We start from the raw sequence: 19,759 nt of genomic DNA, 5'->3' as shown, positions 1-19,759 counted from the left end.
TACTCCCCCTGAGTATTTCTCACTTGCACTCCCCATTCCTTCCATTGATTTCTGCATTCCTTTCAAACACTTAACCTTTATATCCAAGCAACCTGAAGATAAGAGTCCTGCATCTTCAGGTTGTTTGGGTATATACTCATCCGCTATAACAAGAGACTTATAACCCAGAGCCCAACCCCTACAGTTTCCAAATTTCATCGCGATAACCCGCGATCGTCACATCACTCGAAAAACGCCCACTGGCGGCGGTATTGCGAATACTCATCTGCGTCCACACCTGCGGATCTTTATAGGCTCGCGCCACGGCTTCTTGCACGACTCGGTAACTGTCAAAGTCGGCGGCCGTCATCCATTGATCGTCGCTACTTTCGATGGCGGCAATAATGGGATCGAAAATCCCCGGCTCAAGCAGATTGAAGTGACCACTTTTGAGTAACTTCATCACCTCAGATAACGCCGGTGAATCATCAATAATACTGCGCGGATGATAGTGACTACGTACCTGCGAGACCTGCTCCGCATTGAGTCCAAACAGGAAGAAGTTCTCAGAACCCACTTCCTCTAACATCTCGATATTGGCGCCATCCATAGTGCCGATTGTCAGGGCGCCGTTCATCATGAACTTCATATTGCCCGTGCCCGATGCCTCTTTGCCCGCGGTTGAAATTTGCTCGGACAAGTCAGTCCCCGGACAGATTTTTTCCATGGCGCTGACGTTGTAGTTTGGTAAGAAAGCAAAGCGTAGGTAAGGCGTCACCATAGGATCGGAATTGACCATATGAGCAACATTGCTGGCGAGCTTGATGATCAACTTAGCCATAAAGTAACCGGGCGCCGCTTTACCGCCGATCAATACACAACGTGGCACCATGTTTTCGGTGTGGCCTTGCTGGATCTGATGATAGAGATGAATCACATGCAAGATATTGAGTAACTGACGTTTATATTCGTGAATACGCTTCACTTGCACGTCAAACAGCATAGCCGGATCGAACTCAACCCCACATTCCTTAACAATCATCTTAGCCAGCAAAGCCTTGTTGGCTTGCTTCACATCACGCCATTTTTGGATAAACGCCTTGTCCTGTGTGAGAGCATTGAGCGCCGTTAACTGGCTTAAGTCTGTCACCCATTCTTGACCTAAATGGGCAGTCAGTAACTTAGCTAAGGCAGGGTTACAATGGGCAAGCCAACGCCTTGGCGTCACACCATTAGTGCGGTTATTAAACTTATGCGGCCACAACTCATAGAAATCCTTAAACAACCCAGATTTGAGTAGTTGCGTGTGTAAACCCGCGACACCGTTGACCGAGAAACTCGCCACAATCGCCAAATACGCCATACGCACATGGGGATGTGGACCATCTTGAATAATTGACATACTCGCCAATTTCTCACTATTTCCTGGCCAATGGTGGGCGACTATATCTAAGTAACGGGCGTTGATTTCATAAATAATTTCTAAGATGCGTGGCAGCATTTGCGCCATCATACGCACGGGCCAACGCTCTAGTGCTTCAGGCAACAGGGTATGGTTAGTATAAGCCATGGTCTGACTGGTAATCGCCCATGCACTGTCCCATTCCAAACCGTATTCGTCGATCAATAACCGCATCAACTCAGGCACGGCAATGCTAGGGTGAGTGTCATTCAACTGCATGACATTTTTAGCGGCAAACTGCGTAAAATCATGACCATGACGACTCACCCAACGTTTGAGTAAATCCTGCAAGCTAGCGGAGGATAAAAAGTATTGCTGACGTAATCGCAGCTCTTTGCCGTTCTCGCTCGCATCATTAGGATAGAGCACCATAGTGATCTGCTCGGCCAAGTTTTTACGGGCCACGGCTTCCGTATAGTCGCCTTGGTTAAACTCAGCTAAATCAAAATCATCGGTCGCTTCAGCCTTCCACAATCTCAGGGTATTTACCCGCCCATTGCGATAACCGGGAACTGGCATGTCATAGGCGACGGCAAGCACATCTTGGGTTTCAACCCAAATAATGTGCCGACGGCCTTGTTTATCGACATAGGATTCGGTATGACCAAAAAATGGTACAATCACGTTGTGGGTAGGGACACGCACTTCCCACGGATTACCTTCGCGCAGCCAACGGTCGGGACGCTCAACCTGATAACCGTCGACTATCTTCTGGGCGAACATGCCATATTCGTAACGTATGCCATAACCCGTCACGGATAAGTCCATACTGGCGCAGCTATCGAGGAAGCACGCCGCCAATCGACCTAAACCGCCGTTACCTAAACCGGCATCATGTTCGGCTTCTTCTAACTCTTCTAGCGATACGGCATAGTTGCTCAAGGCATCACGGCTATCTTGCTGTAAATCTAAACTCAGCAGTGCATTACCTAGCGCCCTGCCCATCAAAAATTCGAGGGATAAATACGCCACTTGCTTGCGCTTAAAATGGCTGTCATCCACTCGAGTCTGACGCCAATTATCTAGCATCTGTTCTTTCACGCTGTAAGCTAACGCTTGAAATAATTCGCAGCTCACGCCTTCGCCACGGCTGAGTCCATAACGTAAATGGCGCTCAAAGGAAGCGGGCAAAGCATCGCAGGGTTCACAGGGCTCAGCGGCTTTAGACTTAGTCTGACGCTTAGCGGGAGCCTTCTTGCTCGCGGCTTTTGACTGAACTAGTGTTACTGGTTTTTCGCTGGTATTGGGGCTCAGCTCGCTTTTGTCACTCATAGTTAATTCCTTCATTTCCTATAAAATCAAATCAGCATGAAAAAGCATGAGACTACGATCTTGCAGTAAGTATCGCGTCGCAGAGATCTGAACATCCAGCGGCTCAGTTTGGGTATGAATAAGGCATTGCCACAGACTCAAGTGCTCGAAAGTCGGCAGGGTAAAAGCGAGAGGGTTGTCGTCGGCATTAACCATCAACAGCAAAGCTTGCTGCTTGCCTTGATCTTCTAAATCACCGGAAAGCACCACAGACAAACTGCGGCACATAGATTCGGTCCACAAGCTCTTGGTCATTTGTTCACCTTGGCGACTAAACCAATCTAATCGAGTACCAATATCGGCTAAGGATTCAGCCAATAACTGTTCGTGAATGAAGCGCTTAGCACATAACAGCGGGAAACGTTTCCGCAGGGCAATAAGCTGTTGAGTAAAGGCCAACAACTCAGTGTCCATGCCCTTTGCCGACCAATCAAACCAGTTCAGTTCATTGTCTTGGCAATAGGCATTATTGTTGCCTTGCTGAGTGCGGCCTGTCTCATCACCGCTCAACAACATAGGCACACCTTGAGATAAAAATAGCGTAGTCAATAAGTTACGTTGTTGACGACTGCGAAGTGCCAGAATTGCGCTATCTTCGGTTTCCCCTTCAATCCCATAATGATGGCTGAAGTTTTCTTGGTGACCGTCGCGGTTATCCTCCCCATTTGCCAAGTTATGGCGCTGGGTATAACTCACTAAGTCTTTAAGGGTAAAACCGTCGTGACTGGTTAAAAAATTAAGACTGGTCGCAGGTGGACGGCCACTGTGTTCAAAAAAATCCCCCGAGCCGTGAAAACGCCGAGCAAATTCGGGCAACATGCTGTGATCGCCGCGCCAAAAGCGGCGCATAGTGTCTCTATATCTGTCGTTCCATTCGCTAAAAGCCACGGGGAAATTGCCCAATTGATAACCACCTGGGCCAATATCCCAAGGCTCAGCAATCAATTTCACTCGGCACAAAACAGGGTCTTGCAACAGCGCATCGAAGAAACCTGAGCCGGGATCAAAACCATAGGCCTCGCGACCTAAGCAAGCCGCCAAGTCGAAGCGAAACCCATCGACGCCCATGATTTCTACCCAATAACGCAGCGAATCTAGTACGAGCTGTAACATGCGTGGATGGTTGATATTTAAGGTGTTTCCACAACCCGTATCATTAATATAAAAACGCTTATCATTCGGATGCAGGCGGTAATAACTGAGATTATCTATGCCACGAAAACTAAAGGTCGGCCCAAGTCGACTCCCCTCGGCGCTGTGGTTATAGACCACATCGAGGATCACTTCGATACCTGCGCCGTGAAGTGCATCCACCATGGCCCGAAACTCACCAATATCGTCGGATGATAGATAACTCGGCTCAGGGGCAAAAAAGCCGATACTGTTGTAACCCCAATAGTTAGTAAGCTTTTTCTCGAGCAAAAATGGCTCAGTGAAAAAGGCCTGTACAGGAAGTAACTCGACACACGTCACCCCAAGTTCGGCCAAATAATCGATAGCCGGCTGAGTCGCTAAACCCGCAAAGGTGGCACGTTTATGGGGTTCAATCTCAGGATGCGCCGCCGTAAAGCCTTTAACATGCATCTCATAAATGATGCTGCGCTCTAGGGGTTTGGGCTGAAACCTCGACGCAAGGGGCTGAATCGACTGCTTGGCAGCTATCTCGATTAATGGACGAATGTCCACGACCTTGCATTTTGGCACATAGGCAGCGTTATCTAACTTGCTGAAAGATAAGTCTTCATCCATGTGGTTCAGCTCGTAACCATAGTTAGACTCATGGTCGCGATATTCACCGACGAGCTGGCGCGCATAGGGGTCGAGCAATAATTTATTGGGGTTAAATCTGTGACCAAGCAGAGGCTCATAGGAGCCATAAACGCGATAACCGTAGAGTTGCCCCGCCTTAAGCCCTTGCACAAACACATGCCAGATTTGCTGGGTTTGTTCAGTTAACGCAATACGCGCGACTTCTTGCTCGCCATTGTCATCAAATAAACATAACTCAACCGCTGTGGCGTTAGCTGAAAATAACGCAAAGTTGACGCCATCGCCCTCAACATTAGCACCGAGCGGAAAAGGCTCACCTACCCCTAACGCCCATTTTTCGCTTTGAAATGGCTGATTTTTAGCGTCAGGGTTGAGCTTAATATCATCAGCCGTGGGCTTTTGCATGCTAGTTCGCCTCAGCCAATCCAGTTGCAGGCCCTATGACTAGGCAGCCCAAGGGTGGCACAGTGATCAGCGCGCTCTGCGCCATTCCCTGCCACGGCAGCGACTCAGCAACGACAGTGCCCGCATTACCTTGATTACTGCCACCATAAATCTGGCTATCGCTATTCAGGTATTCGCGGTAATCCCCCGCCAAAGGCAAACCAATACGGAACCCAGTATGTAATTGGGGCGTCATGTTGATGACAAACACTAACGGCGCATCACCCACTAACCCGTAACGCACAAAGGTAAAGATGCTGTCGCGGCTATTCTCACAATCTAGCCAACTAAATCCTGCGCCCTCGTAATCCTGAACCGATAAGGCTGGCATTTTTTGATATAAGTGATTGAGATCTTTAAGCCAACGCTGGACGCCTTGGTGCGGCTCGTAAGCCAATAAGTGCCAATCTAAACTCTGGTTATGGTTCCACTCATTTCGCTGACCAAACTCGCAGCCCATAAAGAGTAATTTCTTACCTGGATGCCCCCACATAAAACCGTAATAGGCACGCAGAGTTGCAAATTTCTGCCAATCATCACCGGGAATCTTATGCAGCAACGAGCCCTTACCATGGACCACTTCATCGTGACTCACGGACAGCATAAATTGCTCGGTATAGGCGTACATCAAACTGAAGGTCAATTGATGATGGTGGAATTGGCGGTAAAGCGGATCTCGGCCTAAGTAGCCTAAGCTGTCATTCATCCAGCCCATGTTCCATTTAAAGCCAAAGCCGAGACCTTGCTGATCCGTCGGTTTAGTCACCCCCGCAAAGGCGGTGGACTCTTCGGCGATCATGCAAATGCCGGGGAAAGCTTGGTATAGGCGTTGATTCAAAATTTGTAAGAAACTGATGGCCTCGAGATTCTCCCGTCCACCATAGGCATTAGGCAGCCATTGGCCCGGCTCGCGGCTGTAATCGAGATACAACATAGAAGACACGGCATCGAGACGCAGACCATCGAAATGAAACTCCCGCAGCCAGTAACAGGCATTACTCAACAAGAAACTGCGCACTTCACCGCGATCATAGTTATAAATCAAGGTATCCCAATCGGGATGTGTGCCCTTGCGAGGATCTTCATGCTCATACAAACAAGTGCCATCGAAACGCACTAAGCCGTGGGGATCCTTAGGAAAATGCGCCGACACCCAATCGAGGATAATACCAATTCCCGCCTGATGGCAGGCATCCACAAAGGCTTTTAACCCATTGGCATCGCCAAATCTGTGGGTCGGTGCATAGAGACCCACGGGCTGATATCCCCACGAACCATCAAAGGGAAACTCGCTGATCGGCATCAGTTCGATGTGGGTAAAGCCTTGCTCCTTCACATAGGGAATAAGCTGTTCAATCAAGTCTTGATAATCAAGATATTGCTCGCCTTGCTCTCCCTTACGACGCCACGAACCTAAGTGCACTTCGTAGGCCGACATGGGCGCTTTATGCCAAGCAGTCGCCGCTCGCTTACTCATCCAAGCGGTATCATTCCAGCTATGGTGAGCTTTTTGGGGCACGATAGAAGCATTGTGGGGCGCGCATTCCATTTGGGTTGCCATAGGATCGGATTTAGTATGGCGCTCACCATTTTGATAAACCAAATCAAACTTATAGTGTGCACCTTCAGCCACATTGGGTAAAAATAGCTCCCATAAACCATTGGCAATATGTTGGCGCATCACATGGCGAGTATCGTCCCAATGGTTAAAATCTCCCACCACAGACACCCGCTTAGCATTGGGTGCCCACACACAAAAATGCACACCTTCGACGCCTTGGGTTTGACGCCAGTTGGCACCTAAAAATTCATAGGCGCGCTCGGCGCTGCCTTCACCAAACAGGTAAATATCATCACTATTGAGCAGTGAATTAAACTGATAAGGGTCGACTATATCTAACTGACACAGGGGATATTCCACCCGTAGCAAGTAGAGAAACGGCTTGACGCGTCGTCCCAAAGTGCCGGCGAACAGTCCCTGCTCGTTGACCTTGTCCAGACTCGCCACTTTGCGGCCATCTTTAATGCTGATCACATCCACACTGAGGGCATTGCGAAAAAAACAACGAACAATTAATGCCTTACCCTCGTTGGCACTGTGCATACCCAAGAGCGAAAAAACATCAGTGTATTGACCATTAAGTAGGGCGACGTCGGCACCATCGTAGAAATAGGCATTGGCTTGAGTCATCATTTTTCTTCCGTTTATCAGTCAATTAAACTTGCAAATTGGCACTTTTTACCCACATCCCCCTAATAATCTCATCTTTAGGGATGGCATAATGTGGTGCGACATAGGCAGCCTTTCGCTGGTGCTAGATTTAGCTCGGTAGCTGTCTCGCCACAGCGATATTTTGTAATCGCTGCAGTATCTCTGGCGAAGTCGACACTTGCGTTAAATTCAGCGGCAGGCGACGCTGCCAATTTGGATATTCGAGCCAAGTACCGGGAATATTCACCGCATGGCGATCGGCTAATAAATCGCACAGTTGCACGCTGTATAGCGCACTATTACCGCGAGCTCCTAAGGTCATCCAAGCCGTGAGCAAGGTTTGAATATCGAGTTCGGCTATCGTCACATCGGCTAACAGACCTTGAGCGACTAACAGTGAAATGAGTTGCTGCTTTTCATGTTCACGCCCAGCGAGCGCCTCGCCTAGCTGCTCGTCAGTTTCAAACAGGGATAACTGTCGACGCAGGTGTAAATCACTGCCACACCACCAAGCGACTAAAGTCGGCACATCGTGGTTCGCCAGCATCATCAGGCTCTGGGACTTATATTGATCCGGTGACTTAAAGCCTTGATGGTCTTTACAGAAATAGAACAACTCGTTGGAATAAATGCCAGAAGAGTAGAGACGATGAATAATGTCCGGTGGCACTAGCCCTAAGTCTTCACCAATCACCACACAGCGGGCGCGTTGACTCTCAAGACAAACGATGGCAAGCAAGGTTTCGACGGGATAATACACATAGGCACCGTGACCGAGTTGCTTATCCAGCGGCCACCACCAGAGTCGCAGTAAGCCCATCACATGATCGATACGCAAGGCACCACAGCTTTCCATATTGGCGCGGACCAAGGCGATAAAATGACTGAAATGATGTTGTTTTAACTTCACCGGATCGAGTGGCGTTAAGCCCCAATTTTGTCCTTGGGGTGCAAAGGGATCGGGCGGTGCACCTATGCTAGCATTCAAACAAAACTGCTCGGCATTAGCCTGTACTTCACTGCCCTGCAGCGCTGCACCGACGGCCAAATCACGGATCAATCCCAGCCCCATACCCACCTCTTTAGCTTTTAGCTGACAGAGGTGTAACTGCTTTTCAGCCACAAATTGCAGGTAAAGATAGAAACCTTCCTCTTGCACAAACGCTTTAGGGCTACGTAAGTATTCCGCTTGAGCAAACTCTTGTAGCGCACTGCCCTGCTCACGCACAAACTCATGGAATCTTTGCGCTCTGGGCGTGTCGTTCGCCAGATGCGTGTCACAAAAAACGCGATATAACTGCTCAAAGGCACGGTATTTCAGCTCACTCACCTTAGGATAATCGAGCCAATTATCACGATTCAGTAAGGCGATAGCCTCTACCCAAGTAGCGCTTGAAAATTCAGTGGCAAGAGTTTGGTATTCAGGAACGCTTTGTAATTGAATATATAGAGGATTAAGTCTGCGGCGATCGCACGGACTATAGGGACTCGGATGCTCTGGCGCCGCGATATCGAGGGCGTGCAAGGGATTGAGTTGAATAAAATCCGCGCCCTGCGCCGCCACCAGCCCGATCAGTTGTTCTAAATCACCAAAGTCGCCAATGCCCCATTGGCTCTCGCTGCGCAAACTGTAGAGTTGGACGCTGATCCCCCAAGGTTTATGGCGTTTACCTTGGGCAACAGCCGTGAGTACGCCTTGATAAGCGGCCCGCGGCGCCACCATTAAGGTGCCAGAGAACAAAGTACGAGTATCAGCCTCTGCCGTCACACAGCCCTCTAGCGCAGAGCTTGCCGCTTGTGCACTTGTCGATAGGGCATGTTTTAAGCTTAAGGCTATGCGATGAAAGCCCAAACCTAAAACAGAGAAATCACTCGCATTTTTGTCTGCTACTTGCGCAAATGAGTCTTGGTTTTTTGTGAATGCAGGGTTGTTAGTGAACTCTTGGCTGCTCAGGAAATAGGACGCTAAATTCACCGCTTCAGTCTCGGCGGGCATTAAGTTGTCAGGGTAAGCTTGGGTCTTGGCCTCAGCTAAATCGAGGCGTGCGAATCCCAGTTGCGTAAGATCAAGGCGATAGTGTAGATAAAGCGTTTGTTCAATGCGGTAATCGCCAATGGACTTAAGCGCCGAGAAAGGCACATCAAATACGATGGACTCACCCTGTTCGCATTCAATCGCCACACTCAGATCTGAGGTGTAGGTTTCCGGTAAACAAAGGCTTATCCAAGGTTCATCCACAAAACACCAATGGAATTCAGGTAGAACCTGAGTCCAAGGACGGGCATCCAGCAAGTCAATTTGCGACGCGATCAATGCTTCGGTCAATACCGCATCGACACAGGTCAGCCCAGCATCACTCGATAACGCTTCTGTAGAAGGAGCATCAATGGCAGTCCCTGCCACGCTGTTTTTTTCCTGTAACATACAGGTCAAGATACCTTGCCTGTCTACCTCGGAAATATGGATATTTTGGCCAAAACAATCAGTAAATTCTGCTCCAACTCCCCGCAAATACAGCAACTTTTCCAGCCCCATATTTTGTCGCCCCCGCGACCGCTCATCCATAGCTTTAGATATACAGTAACCATGCCAACGAAAAGTAACAAGAAGATGACATAAATATTTCAGAGAAATAACAAAAAACATTTTCAAAAAATCAGTAACTTACTAGAAGCACTCAGTTAAGTTGGCGCTCAGTAGCTATCAGGATATAAAGAGTGGAATGCACTAAATTGGGGCATGCGTTCAGCAAGAGGGCAAGCATGGCTCCTAAAGCATGCAATAAGTAAAGAGCAAAGGGATAGAAATAACATGACAAGCGTAAGTCATTTTTATGTCATTGCGTTCAGACTAATACTAACAAATACGTCAGGTGACATATTAACCACAGACATCAGTGCAACACTTTGTATCAATTGCGTTTTATAACTTGAACAGCCTATCTCTCCTCTGTCAACATCTCGTTTCGCTACAGCATAGAAACATAATAACAACATTAAATTCATGGAACCTGATATGCCCTCGCATATACGCCAGTGGCTCGCTCCCATGGAATGCTAAAGCAAAAACTCCCCAATGATGATTGAGAATAAGGATATGAAATGAAGAAGTTATCAGGATTACTGTTTGTCGGCTGCATAGCCTTAACCGGTTGTGAAGGAAGTACAGATGGTGATCTAACGCCGACGCCACCGACGCCCGATCCCACTCCGCCAGCCTTAGCTGCGGATGTATGTTATTTAATGAAAACCACAAAAGGCGATATCACACTCGCCATTGACTTAACGAACATGCCCATCACAGGTAAAAACTTTAAGCAGTATGTTGATAAGTCTTTCTATAACGGCACCTTATTCCATAGAACCGTTAATAACTTTATGATCCAAGGCGGCGGTTTTACCACAGGGCTCAAAAGCAAACCAGGCGATGCCCCCATCAAAAATGAAGCCGCAGTCGGTATTAGCAACAAACGTGGCACTATCTCTATGGCTCGCACGGATGATCCAAATTCTGCAACATCACAGTTCTTTATCAATGTGTTAGATAATCCACATTTGGATGCGTCTGCGAGCAATTATGGTTATGCCGTGTTTGGCAAAGTGGTTGACGGCATGGATGTGGCGGATCAGATAAGCATAGTACCAACAAAAAGTAGCGGTGGTTTTGCCAACACGCCAGTACAAGAAATCCTGATTAACTCTGTGGCTCAAACCAGCTGTCCTGCAGCTTAAGTATGTAAAAGATGCACTGCAAAACGATATCTAGCTAAAAGCAAAAAAGCACTGAATATTCAGTGCTTTTTCATTTTAAAAACGAATCGATTTTAGCGTCTAATTCATTTAAACATGATCTAAACGATTACTCGTCGCCTTGGATCTTCCCGACCAAGAGCATAGGCGCCGCATCAATTTTATCGGCGTCCATCATAGTCGCGATACGCTCAACGGCAGAGAGCAATTGGCTCTGCTCCCATTCTTCAAGATTTTGATAACGCTTAATAAAATGATCCTGTAACGGTTTAGGTGAGTCCTGTAACAGCGCTCGGCCCGCATCGCTAAGGTATAAATGCACCTTACGTTTATCAGTCTCACTGCGCAAACGGATCACTAAACCACGGCCCTCGAGTCGATCGATAATAGTCGTCACAGTCGCAGGGCTGAGGGTAATTTCTTCCGCCACAGTTTTCGCCAATGGCGCATCCAATTGGGCGATTTTCTGCATCACCATCAATTGCGGCCCAGTTAAACCTGAATGTTTGTTCAGCTGACGAGAATGAATGTCGATAGCGCGTATCACTCGACGCAGCGAAATGAGCAATTGTTCATATTTTTCCATCGTACTTTGCATTCTCCCCGTTCTAAGCAACGAGTGCACCTTACCAGAAAGCGCGACTGAACTCACCAAGAGGAGGCACTTTTATGGTAAAAGTGCCTTAGATTACAACATGAATTGACGCGATACCGACAACACTAGGCGCTCGTCACTGGTATCTAAGTTCATGCTGGTATCTTCTGCGGCGAGGCTGAAATCAAAGCCGCTCCAACTGGTCATATAGGCAATGCGATAGTGATTGAAGGATTTGCCGCCATCCCATGACCATTTGTCTTTATCGAGTGACGTCGAGCGGTCAACACTGAAGCGAATATCATGGCCCTCGGCAACGCTAATCGTATGGCCGAGCAACATAGTGTAATGTCCGCCGCCCAAGCCAAAGTAGTCCCATGTGTAGGTTAACTTAGCTTCAGAGTGGCCAAGAGAAGTGTCGTAACCTAGCTTGCTATACAACTCAGGATAGTTGTACTCATCGGAGAAGGAATCGCCGTGGTAGGTGTAATAAGCCAGCCCGACATCGAGACTCAATTGTTTATTCAGCTGATAATACTTACCCGCATAGGCATCAAGCTCTAACCAAGTATCATCGCTACCACCAAAGTCGACGTTCGAGGTAAAGCCGCCCACGTACCAGCCCGAATCAAACCCGTAATCCAGACTGCCTTGCAGTGCTGGGCCGCTGTCAGTTTGGCTGACACCATTAAAAGTGTAATCCGACGTTGTCGTCACAGTAGCCGATAATCCGGCATTCGCCGCAGTCGACATCAATAACAATCCACCAGCGACAAGATAAAAACATTTTGATTTCATTATTAATTTTTCCATTAGTTCGCTAACTCAATTTTAGTAAAGTCGATTTTGTTCTCTTTTGGCGAGCGCTCAATGGCACGAACCGTTTGCAATTGCGTCAGCATGATGTAACCAAAACAGCTAAAGATAAGGCCCAGTGCGATTGCACCAACCCATTGAATTTGAAGAAAGTCTAATTGAAACAGTAATGTCAGACTGCAGAGCAAGACTAAGTTAAAGCTGACATATTTAAGCTTGCCTAAGCGCTCAATCGTCAGATTAAGGTTGTCGGTATACAGGCGTACCAGTGAGTCGAGTGAATTAATCACAAAGGTCACCCCTACAATCACCATCGCCAGATTATAGAAACCTGAGGTATCTAACCCATTGGCGCTGTAGTAATAAAGCACAGTGAACCAGATAGCGATGGGGATAGACGGAAACACCATCATGGCCAGCAGCACTTGGTAGGTTTTCATTCCACCGACAAAGCGCGAGGTAAATTGACCAATCATAATGCTCCACGCAAACCACCAGAACAAATAAAACTCATGGTAGTCGTTGATGGGTAAAACAAAATGTTGAATATTGCCGAAGTAGTCACCCAACATGGCAAAGGTCGTAAAGAACTCGCCCACACTCGAGTCAGCCGATAAAAATGCATTGGCCCACATGATGGCAATCAAGCCTAAAAATAACCAAGTGCTCGATAAGCTCAAAATACGCACATAACGTATGCTAGTACTGGAATATACCGCCGCAGCGATAACCATAAATACAATCAAATAGAAGCTACCGATTATGGTTTCACCATCACCTAATTCGGGTAAATACCAAGGTAAATTGCTGAGTAACAAATAGGCGGTAAAAGCACAGGTGCCAATTATCACAATGTTATTGATGAACTTGACCCAAGGAATGTCGAAAAACTTCACCCTAGGTTCAATCACACAAAAATAGAAACAGGTTAAAAAGTAGAAAACCCAAATCAAAAATGCCCAAAAGCCAAACTCAATCGCCAGCGGATTGGTAAAGCCGTATTCAGGACTCGCCGCCACATTGGCATAGCCGGCAAACTCGGTCAGCGGAAACATGATCAAGCCGACATCAAGCCCAGAGGTGAACAGAATCGCGATAAAGGTAAACGTACGCACAGGCGTCACCCCGATACAGCGAATATTACCCCAGCGATAAATCACAAACGCAATCGCGGCAAAAGTGAACAGTATTCCTGCGGATAATAACCAGGTCATAGGGTGCACTCCGCCCCAGTCGATACTGGATATAAGTAGGCATGAGGATATGAATCCATAAAATGTAACTCCATGTTTTTATTTAATAATAAAAAACTGAATCATTTTTAAAGGCAGCGCTCTGCCCTCAAGCCTTAAATATCGCTACTTAAAAAGCGCTCTGCGATAGTTAAACCCTGATAGATGTTCAGTCGTGAAAGCGGTCATTTGCACACTCACTGCGGGCTGACCGACCCTTTAGATAAAATGAATCATGAGCCTTTTGAGTAATCACTTAATGAGTTTTGAGTCATCAATTAATGCGTCACTTAACATTGAAGCCGCCAGTCCATCGATAAGACGGACCGAGCAGGCATGTTGTGCACTTATGGCGTTAACTTGTAGCTGTGCTTCTTTGTGTGGTTTGCCAAGCGTCGGCAACCACAACGGCGCAATCTGCTGGCGCTAACATCTCAGCCTCTAAAATCATATCCGCAGCGCGCTCAGCCAACATTATGGTCGGCGCATTCAAATTGCCGTTCGGGATAGTCGGAAAAATTGAAGAATCCACCACCCGTAAATTCTGCAATCCATGCACGCGGGTTTCGGGATCCACTACGGCCATCGCATCTGTGCCCATCTTGCACGAGCATGAAGGATGATAAGCACTCTCAACCGATTGACGCACAAAGGCATCGATTTGCGCATCGGTTTGCACTTGTGTGCCGGGTTGAATTTCTTCACCGCGATACTCATCGAATGGCGTTTGATTGATGATCTCACGGGTTAAACGCACGCAGGCTCTAAAGCCTTCAATATCATCGGGATGCTGTAAATAATTGAACTGGATCTTAGGCGGCGCTTTAGGATCTGCCGACACTAAGGTCACGGCACCACGGCTTTTAGGCTTGTTATGGCCGACATGCACCTGAAAACCATGTCCCGCAAAGGCTTCTTTACCATCGTAGCGCATAGCCGCAGGTAAAAAGTGGTACTGCAAATCTGGCCACTCGAGGCCCGCTTTTGAGCGAATAAAACCACAGGATTCAAAGTGATTCGTGGCCCCTAGGCCAGACTTATCTAAAATCCAACGGGCACCGATTAAGAACTTGCTGAAAGGATCTAGCTTGCCATTGAGTGAAATCGGTTTAAGGCATTTGAATTGGAAATAAAACTCTAAATGATCCTGTAAATTCTGACCAACACCGGGCAACTCATGTTGTAACTCGACCCCTGCATCAGCCAATACTTGGGGATCACCAATGCCTGATAATTGCAACAAATGCGGCGAACCTATTGAACCTGCAGCTAAAATCACGTCTTTGTTACAACGAATATCTTCAACTTTACCTTTATGTTCAATGCGAACGCCAACGGCCATTTGGCCTTCCAATAACACTTTATGCACTAAGGCATGGGTCACAACCGTGAGGTTACGTCTAGCCATCGCTGGGCGTAAATAGGCATTGGCGGTTGACCAGCGTACGCCTTTTTTGACCGTCATATGCATAGGGCCAAAACCTTCTTGCTGCGCCGCATTATAATCGGCGGTCGATAAATACCCCGCCGCAATGCCCGCATCCACAAAGGCTTGGTACAAGGGGTTTTGCATTTGATTGCCGTTATTCACGCCTAACGGCCCAGACTCACCGCGATACTCATCACCACCAAAGGCCCAGGTTTCCGCCTTCTTAAAGTACGGTAAGCAGTGGCTATAATCCCAATCGGTCGCCCCTTGCGCCTGCCACTCATCAAAGTCCCTAGCATGACCACGAACGTATACCATGCCATTGATCGACGATGAACCGCCAAGCACCTTGCCCCGAGGACAATGCATCTTGCGATTATCTAAATACGGCTCAGGCTGCGTCTCAAACTGCCAAGCATATTTAGGGCTGTTCATCGGAATTGATAACGCCGTCGGCATTTGAATAAAGATGCTCTTATCGCTGCCTCCGGTTTCTAATAACAGCACTTCGTTTTTAGGATCCTTTGACAAGCGATTGGCGAGCACACAACCCGCTGAGCCTGCACCAACTATGATGTAGTTATAATATTTTTGCTCTAATGACTGAGTCAAAATGCCTCCTTAAAATGGGCTTTCTAAGGGCTGCAGACCCACGTAAACGGCTTTAACTTGAGTGTAATGCTTGAGTGTCTCGCTACCGTTTTCACGGCCAATGCCCGACAACTTATAGCCACCCACAGGCATTTCGGCTGGCGAGGCACCATAGGCATTGATCCAGCAAATACCCGCCTGTAACTGATGAATGACCCGGTGAGCACGGCTGATATCTTGGGTAAACACCCCTGCGGCCAAGCCCATAGCGGTATTGTTTGCTCGAGCAATCACTTCGGCTTCATCTTTAAAGGTAAGCACGGACATTACAGGGCCAAAGATTTCTTCTTTACAGATGCGCATCTCGTCGGTGCAATCGGTGAAAATCGTCGGGGCGACGAAGTAACCATTGGGAGCATTTTCAGGTGTTAATGCTGTGCCACCGGTGAGCAGCGTTGCGCCGTCATCGATACCTTGCTGAATATAATCGAGCACTTTTTGCTGGTGATCTTTGGAGATCAAGGCGCCAAAGTTAGTCTCTGGCGCCATAGGATCGCCCACCACAATATTGGTTTGAGTACGCATAAGCAGTTTTTCGATAAAGCGTGGATAAACTGACTCATGGACAAACACCCGCGTCCCATTAGTACAGACTTCACCTTGGGTATAGAAGTTACCGAGCATGGCACCTGAAACGGCATTATCGATATCGGCATCATCAAATACGATAAGCGGTGATTTACCACCGAGTTCCATAGTGACGTCTTTTAATGAACTTGCCGCCGCGGCCATGACTTTTTTACCAGTACCGACCTCCCCCGTGAAGGACACTTTGGCAATATCTGGATGCCCCGTTAACCAAGCGCCAACCTTGCCGTCACCCATCACGACGTTAAATACGCCATCGGGCAAACCCGCCTCACTTAAGAGTTGCGCCAATTTCAGTGCGCCAAGCGGCGTTTCTTCCGAAGGTTTAAAAATCATCACATTGCCGCTAGCTAAGGCAGGTGCGGCCTTCCAACAGGCGATTTGCAATGGATAATTCCACGCGCCAATGCCAGCACAAATGCCTAAGGGCTCGCGGCGAGTGTAATAAAAATCTCCACCGACTTGCTGCTGTGCGCCTTCAAGCCCTGGGGCAATATGGGCGAAAAACTCAATGGCATCAGCGCCTGTGACCACATCAACCACTGAGGCTTCTTGCCAAGGTTTACCTGTATCGCACACTTCGATTGCCGCGAGTTCATCATTACGAGCGCGCAATAGTGCAACCGCGTTTAACAGAATACGGCTGCGTTCAGTAGCACTCATGGCAGACCAAATCGCAAAGCCTTTTTTGGCGCTCTCGATGGCCGCTTGCTGAATTTTTTCATCGGCCACTTGCACTCGGTACGCCAATTGCCCTGTGGCAGGATTGACGACGTCGAAGGTTTCGCCGCTATCGTTTGCGAGCAACTGACCCGCAATAAAGTTGTATTGTACTTCTACTGACATGTTTTGACTCCATGCTGCTTTATCACATTGTGGATAAAGGTTTTGCATAATTTTTCGGCCTGAACAAAATCTTGCTCAGGGGTTTCACTTAAGGCGCTGCGTAACCAAAATCCATCGATCATCGCCGCCGTTTGCTCAGCAGCCATCAGGGCAAACTCTTTAGGCAACACGTGCCGAAAGGAAAAATGTAAGTTGCTGTATAAGCGGCGACTATTGATATTCTGCAAACGGGCTAACTGGGGATCGTGGACGGCCTGTGCCCAAAAACTCAGCCAAGTGTGAGTGACATTTCGTGAGCGCTGTAACTCGGTAAAATTCGCTTCAACTATCATCATTAAGCGCTCTGTTGGCGCCAACACTTGTCCTTGGATTCGATTGAGCAACGCCTGCTTTAACTGCTCGAGCAAGTGGCGCAGCGTCGCTTGGATTAAGCCCTGCTTACCACTGAAATAATGACTGATGATCCCCGACGACATCCCCGCCAACTGACTAATGCTGTTGATGGTCGTGTGCTGCAATCCATGCAAGGCAACCGATGCTAATGTCGCATCGATAAGCTGCTGTCTGCGTATCAATTTCATTGCGGCTTTAGGCATAAATACTCAAGGAATAACCACTCTCTCAATACTCTGAACGACGTTAATTGAACGTTCAATTAACAATCATGATAATGATTAGTGATGTAACTATCAACCTAAAATAGCACAGTGACAAAGCTCACAAGTTAGTTATGTAAAAAAGAATTAATCTGTAAAAACAAGTTAAATGTATAGATTTCTTTGACTTACGGCCCTACCACAACCACAGCAGCACACATAAATTAATATTAGATATCAAACTAATTAATTGGAGTTAATGCTACAAATGAGAGTATTTATGAGGTTTAACCTCTGTTAGATTTAACAATTGAGCCGTCAAACTCTGGATAAGAAAGTGGGATAAAAAGCAAACGAAAAATGCACAGAAATGATGCATCACCAGGGGCGCTAACAACGCTAAAAAACCATATCGTACGCCAACACTAATACCCGTCATAAAAGTCCGAAATTTAGTTACCTAGTTCCAACTTTAGTGGGAAATTACCCTCAGATAAGCGCCGAACTCGATCAAGCTCACACTTTCACCACCTCCAAATTGGTAGCTTGATCACCAGAAAAGAACACAACTTAATCTTTACAAGCAAATAGGTGGATTTTATGGCTGCTAAATTTTTTATTCCTTCTGTCAACGTATTAGGCCAAGGCGCAGTGGATGATGCTATCGGTGACATCAAAACCTTAGGCTTTAAACACGCACTCATAGTGACAGATAAACCCTTAGTCAAGATTGGCTTAGTGGGTGAAGTGGCCGAAAAACTCGGTCAAAATGGCATTACCTCCACCATCTATGATGGCGTACAACCTAACCCAACCGTGACGAACGTCGAAGCGGGTTTAGCCCTGTTAAAAGCCAACAAGTGTGACTTTGTGATTTCACTCGGCGGCGGATCACCCCATGATTGCGCCAAGGGTATCGCCCTTGTTGCCACCAATGGCGGCAGCATTAAGGATTACGAAGGGTTAGATCAATCCGCAAAACCTCAGTTGCCGTTAGTGGCCATTAATACAACAGCAGGCACAGCCAGTGAAATGACGCGCTTCTGTATCATTACCGACGAAGCCCGACACATTAAAATGGCGATTGTCGATAAACACACCACGCCTTTGCTGTCGGTCAACGACCCTGAGCTCATGCTGAAAAAGCCTGCGAGCCTAACTGCCGCAACCGGTATGGATGCACTGACTCACGCGGTTGAAGCCTATGTGTCTATTGCAGCTAACCCGATCACCGACGCCTGTGCGATCAAGGCCATGGAATTGATTCAAGCTAACTTAGTCAACGCAGTTGAAAACGGTCAAGACATCAACGCCCGTGAACAAATGGCCTATGCCCAGTTCTTAGCGGGTATGGCGTTTAACAATGCCAGCTTAGGTTATGTGCATGCGATGGCGCACCAATTAGGCGGTTTCTACGATCTGCCCCACGGCGTGTGTAACGCCCTGCTGCTGCCCCATGTGCAGGAATATAACGCCCAGGTCGTCCCTGCGCGCTTAAAAGACATTGCCAAGGCTATGGGCGTGGATGTGTCTGCGATGACAGATGAACAAGGTGCCAGTGCGGCGATAGCGGCAATCAAAAAACTGTCTGTTGCGGTTAAGATCCCTGAAAACCTGACCTTATTAGGCGTGAAAGCGGAAGATATTCCAACACTTGCGGATAACGCGTTAAAAGATGCCTGTGGATTCACCAATCCAAAACAAGCGACCCATGCGGAGATCTGTCAGATCTTCACTAATGCGCTGTAATTGTGCGCTGTAAGCGCCATACCTTACCAATCGCAAGTTAGCACACAACAATCGTGCGCTAACTTGCTGGATAACGACTTATTGTCCTGCTAGTGCGTAAACACGACTTCATCCTCCAATGAATTCGTTTTAGGCTCCAATAGTGCACAGATTATTGCTGCACTATTGGGGCCTTTTTTACACCTGTATCAACAAGATGGCGAGGTAAGTTGCTATCTTAAAAATTGAGTAACAAAAACCAACATAAAACTCAGTGTCTATGCACCTTTGCACTGACAAAACACTCACAAATCTGCATATTCAAGAAGAAAGGATCTGAACCTCAAATA

Annotated in this window: 12 protein-coding genes; 2 read left to right on the top strand and 10 right to left on the bottom strand. The window is 47.5% G+C overall.

Annotated elements, in window-relative coordinates; genetic code table 11:
- Window positions 1-178: 178 nt before the first annotated feature.
- The 4 genes from L5M10_RS13645 to malQ form a co-directional block, all read right to left on the bottom strand.
- Window positions 179-2,713 carry a glycogen/starch/alpha-glucan phosphorylase gene (locus L5M10_RS13645; RefSeq protein ID WP_263255424.1) on the bottom strand — a complete coding sequence of 845 codons (2,535 nt, stop codon included), beginning with the start codon at window positions 2,711-2,713 and terminating at the stop codon, window positions 179-181.
- Window positions 2,714-2,731: 18 nt separating this feature from the next.
- Window positions 2,732-4,927, bottom strand: a complete 2,196-nt coding sequence (gene glgX / locus L5M10_RS13640; protein WP_263255423.1) for a glycogen debranching protein GlgX — start codon at window positions 4,925-4,927, stop codon at window positions 2,732-2,734.
- Between the two features lies 1 nt (window position 4,928).
- Window positions 4,929-7,160, bottom strand: a complete 2,232-nt coding sequence (gene glgB, locus L5M10_RS13635; RefSeq protein WP_263255422.1) for a 1,4-alpha-glucan branching protein GlgB — start codon at window positions 7,158-7,160, stop codon at window positions 4,929-4,931.
- 127 nt (window positions 7,161-7,287) lie between these two features.
- Window positions 7,288-9,714 carry a 4-alpha-glucanotransferase gene (gene malQ, locus L5M10_RS13630; protein ID WP_263255421.1) on the bottom strand — a complete coding sequence of 809 codons (2,427 nt, stop codon included), beginning with the start codon at window positions 9,712-9,714 and terminating at the stop codon, window positions 7,288-7,290.
- 566 nt (window positions 9,715-10,280) lie between these two features.
- Between malQ and L5M10_RS13625 the strand changes: the two genes are divergently transcribed.
- Window positions 10,281-10,910: a peptidylprolyl isomerase gene (locus L5M10_RS13625; RefSeq protein WP_263255420.1), complete on the top strand. Its 630-nt coding sequence runs from the start codon at window positions 10,281-10,283 to the stop codon at window positions 10,908-10,910.
- 127 nt (window positions 10,911-11,037) lie between these two features.
- Here L5M10_RS13625 and L5M10_RS13620 read toward each other — a convergent pair whose 3' ends face one another.
- The 6 genes from L5M10_RS13620 to betI form a co-directional block, all read right to left on the bottom strand.
- Window positions 11,038-11,514 carry a MarR family winged helix-turn-helix transcriptional regulator gene (locus L5M10_RS13620; protein WP_006080852.1) on the bottom strand — a complete coding sequence of 159 codons (477 nt, stop codon included), beginning with the start codon at window positions 11,512-11,514 and terminating at the stop codon, window positions 11,038-11,040.
- Between the two features lie 102 nt (window positions 11,515-11,616).
- Entirely contained in the window at window positions 11,617-12,321 is a 705-nt protein-coding gene (locus tag L5M10_RS13615) for a TorF family putative porin (RefSeq protein ID WP_263255419.1), read from the bottom strand.
- A 14-nt stretch (window positions 12,322-12,335) separates the two neighbouring features.
- The gene (locus L5M10_RS13610) at window positions 12,336-13,553 is read right to left on the bottom strand and encodes a BCCT family transporter (RefSeq protein ID WP_263255418.1); all 1,218 of its coding nucleotides are present in this window, start codon (window positions 13,551-13,553) and stop codon (window positions 12,336-12,338) included.
- Between the two features lie 373 nt (window positions 13,554-13,926).
- On the bottom strand, window positions 13,927-15,612 hold the full coding sequence (gene betA, locus L5M10_RS13605) for a choline dehydrogenase (protein ID WP_263255417.1): 1,686 nt from the start codon (window positions 15,610-15,612) through the stop codon (window positions 13,927-13,929).
- Window positions 15,613-15,621: 9 nt separating this feature from the next.
- On the bottom strand, window positions 15,622-17,085 hold the full coding sequence (gene betB, locus L5M10_RS13600) for a betaine-aldehyde dehydrogenase (RefSeq protein WP_219250117.1): 1,464 nt from the start codon (window positions 17,083-17,085) through the stop codon (window positions 15,622-15,624).
- On the bottom strand, window positions 17,076-17,681 hold the full coding sequence (gene betI, locus L5M10_RS13595) for a transcriptional regulator BetI (protein ID WP_006080847.1): 606 nt from the start codon (window positions 17,679-17,681) through the stop codon (window positions 17,076-17,078). Before betI ends, betB begins: the two co-directional genes overlap by 10 nt.
- 600 nt (window positions 17,682-18,281) lie before the next feature.
- On the opposite strand from betI, the gene yiaY reads away from it, so the two are divergent.
- Window positions 18,282-19,430, top strand: a complete 1,149-nt coding sequence (gene yiaY / locus L5M10_RS13590) for an L-threonine dehydrogenase (protein ID WP_028760717.1) — start codon at window positions 18,282-18,284, stop codon at window positions 19,428-19,430.
- The last annotated feature ends 329 nt before the right edge of the window (window positions 19,431-19,759 follow it).

Origin of the sequence: Shewanella sp. SM32 (genome assembly GCF_025654235.1) — a bacterium.
In the GTDB taxonomy this organism is placed as follows: Bacteria; Pseudomonadota; Gammaproteobacteria; order Enterobacterales; family Shewanellaceae; genus Shewanella; species Shewanella oncorhynchi.
The sequence above is the reverse complement of the archived record's forward strand: the minus strand, read 5'-3'. Positions and strand labels throughout refer to the sequence as shown.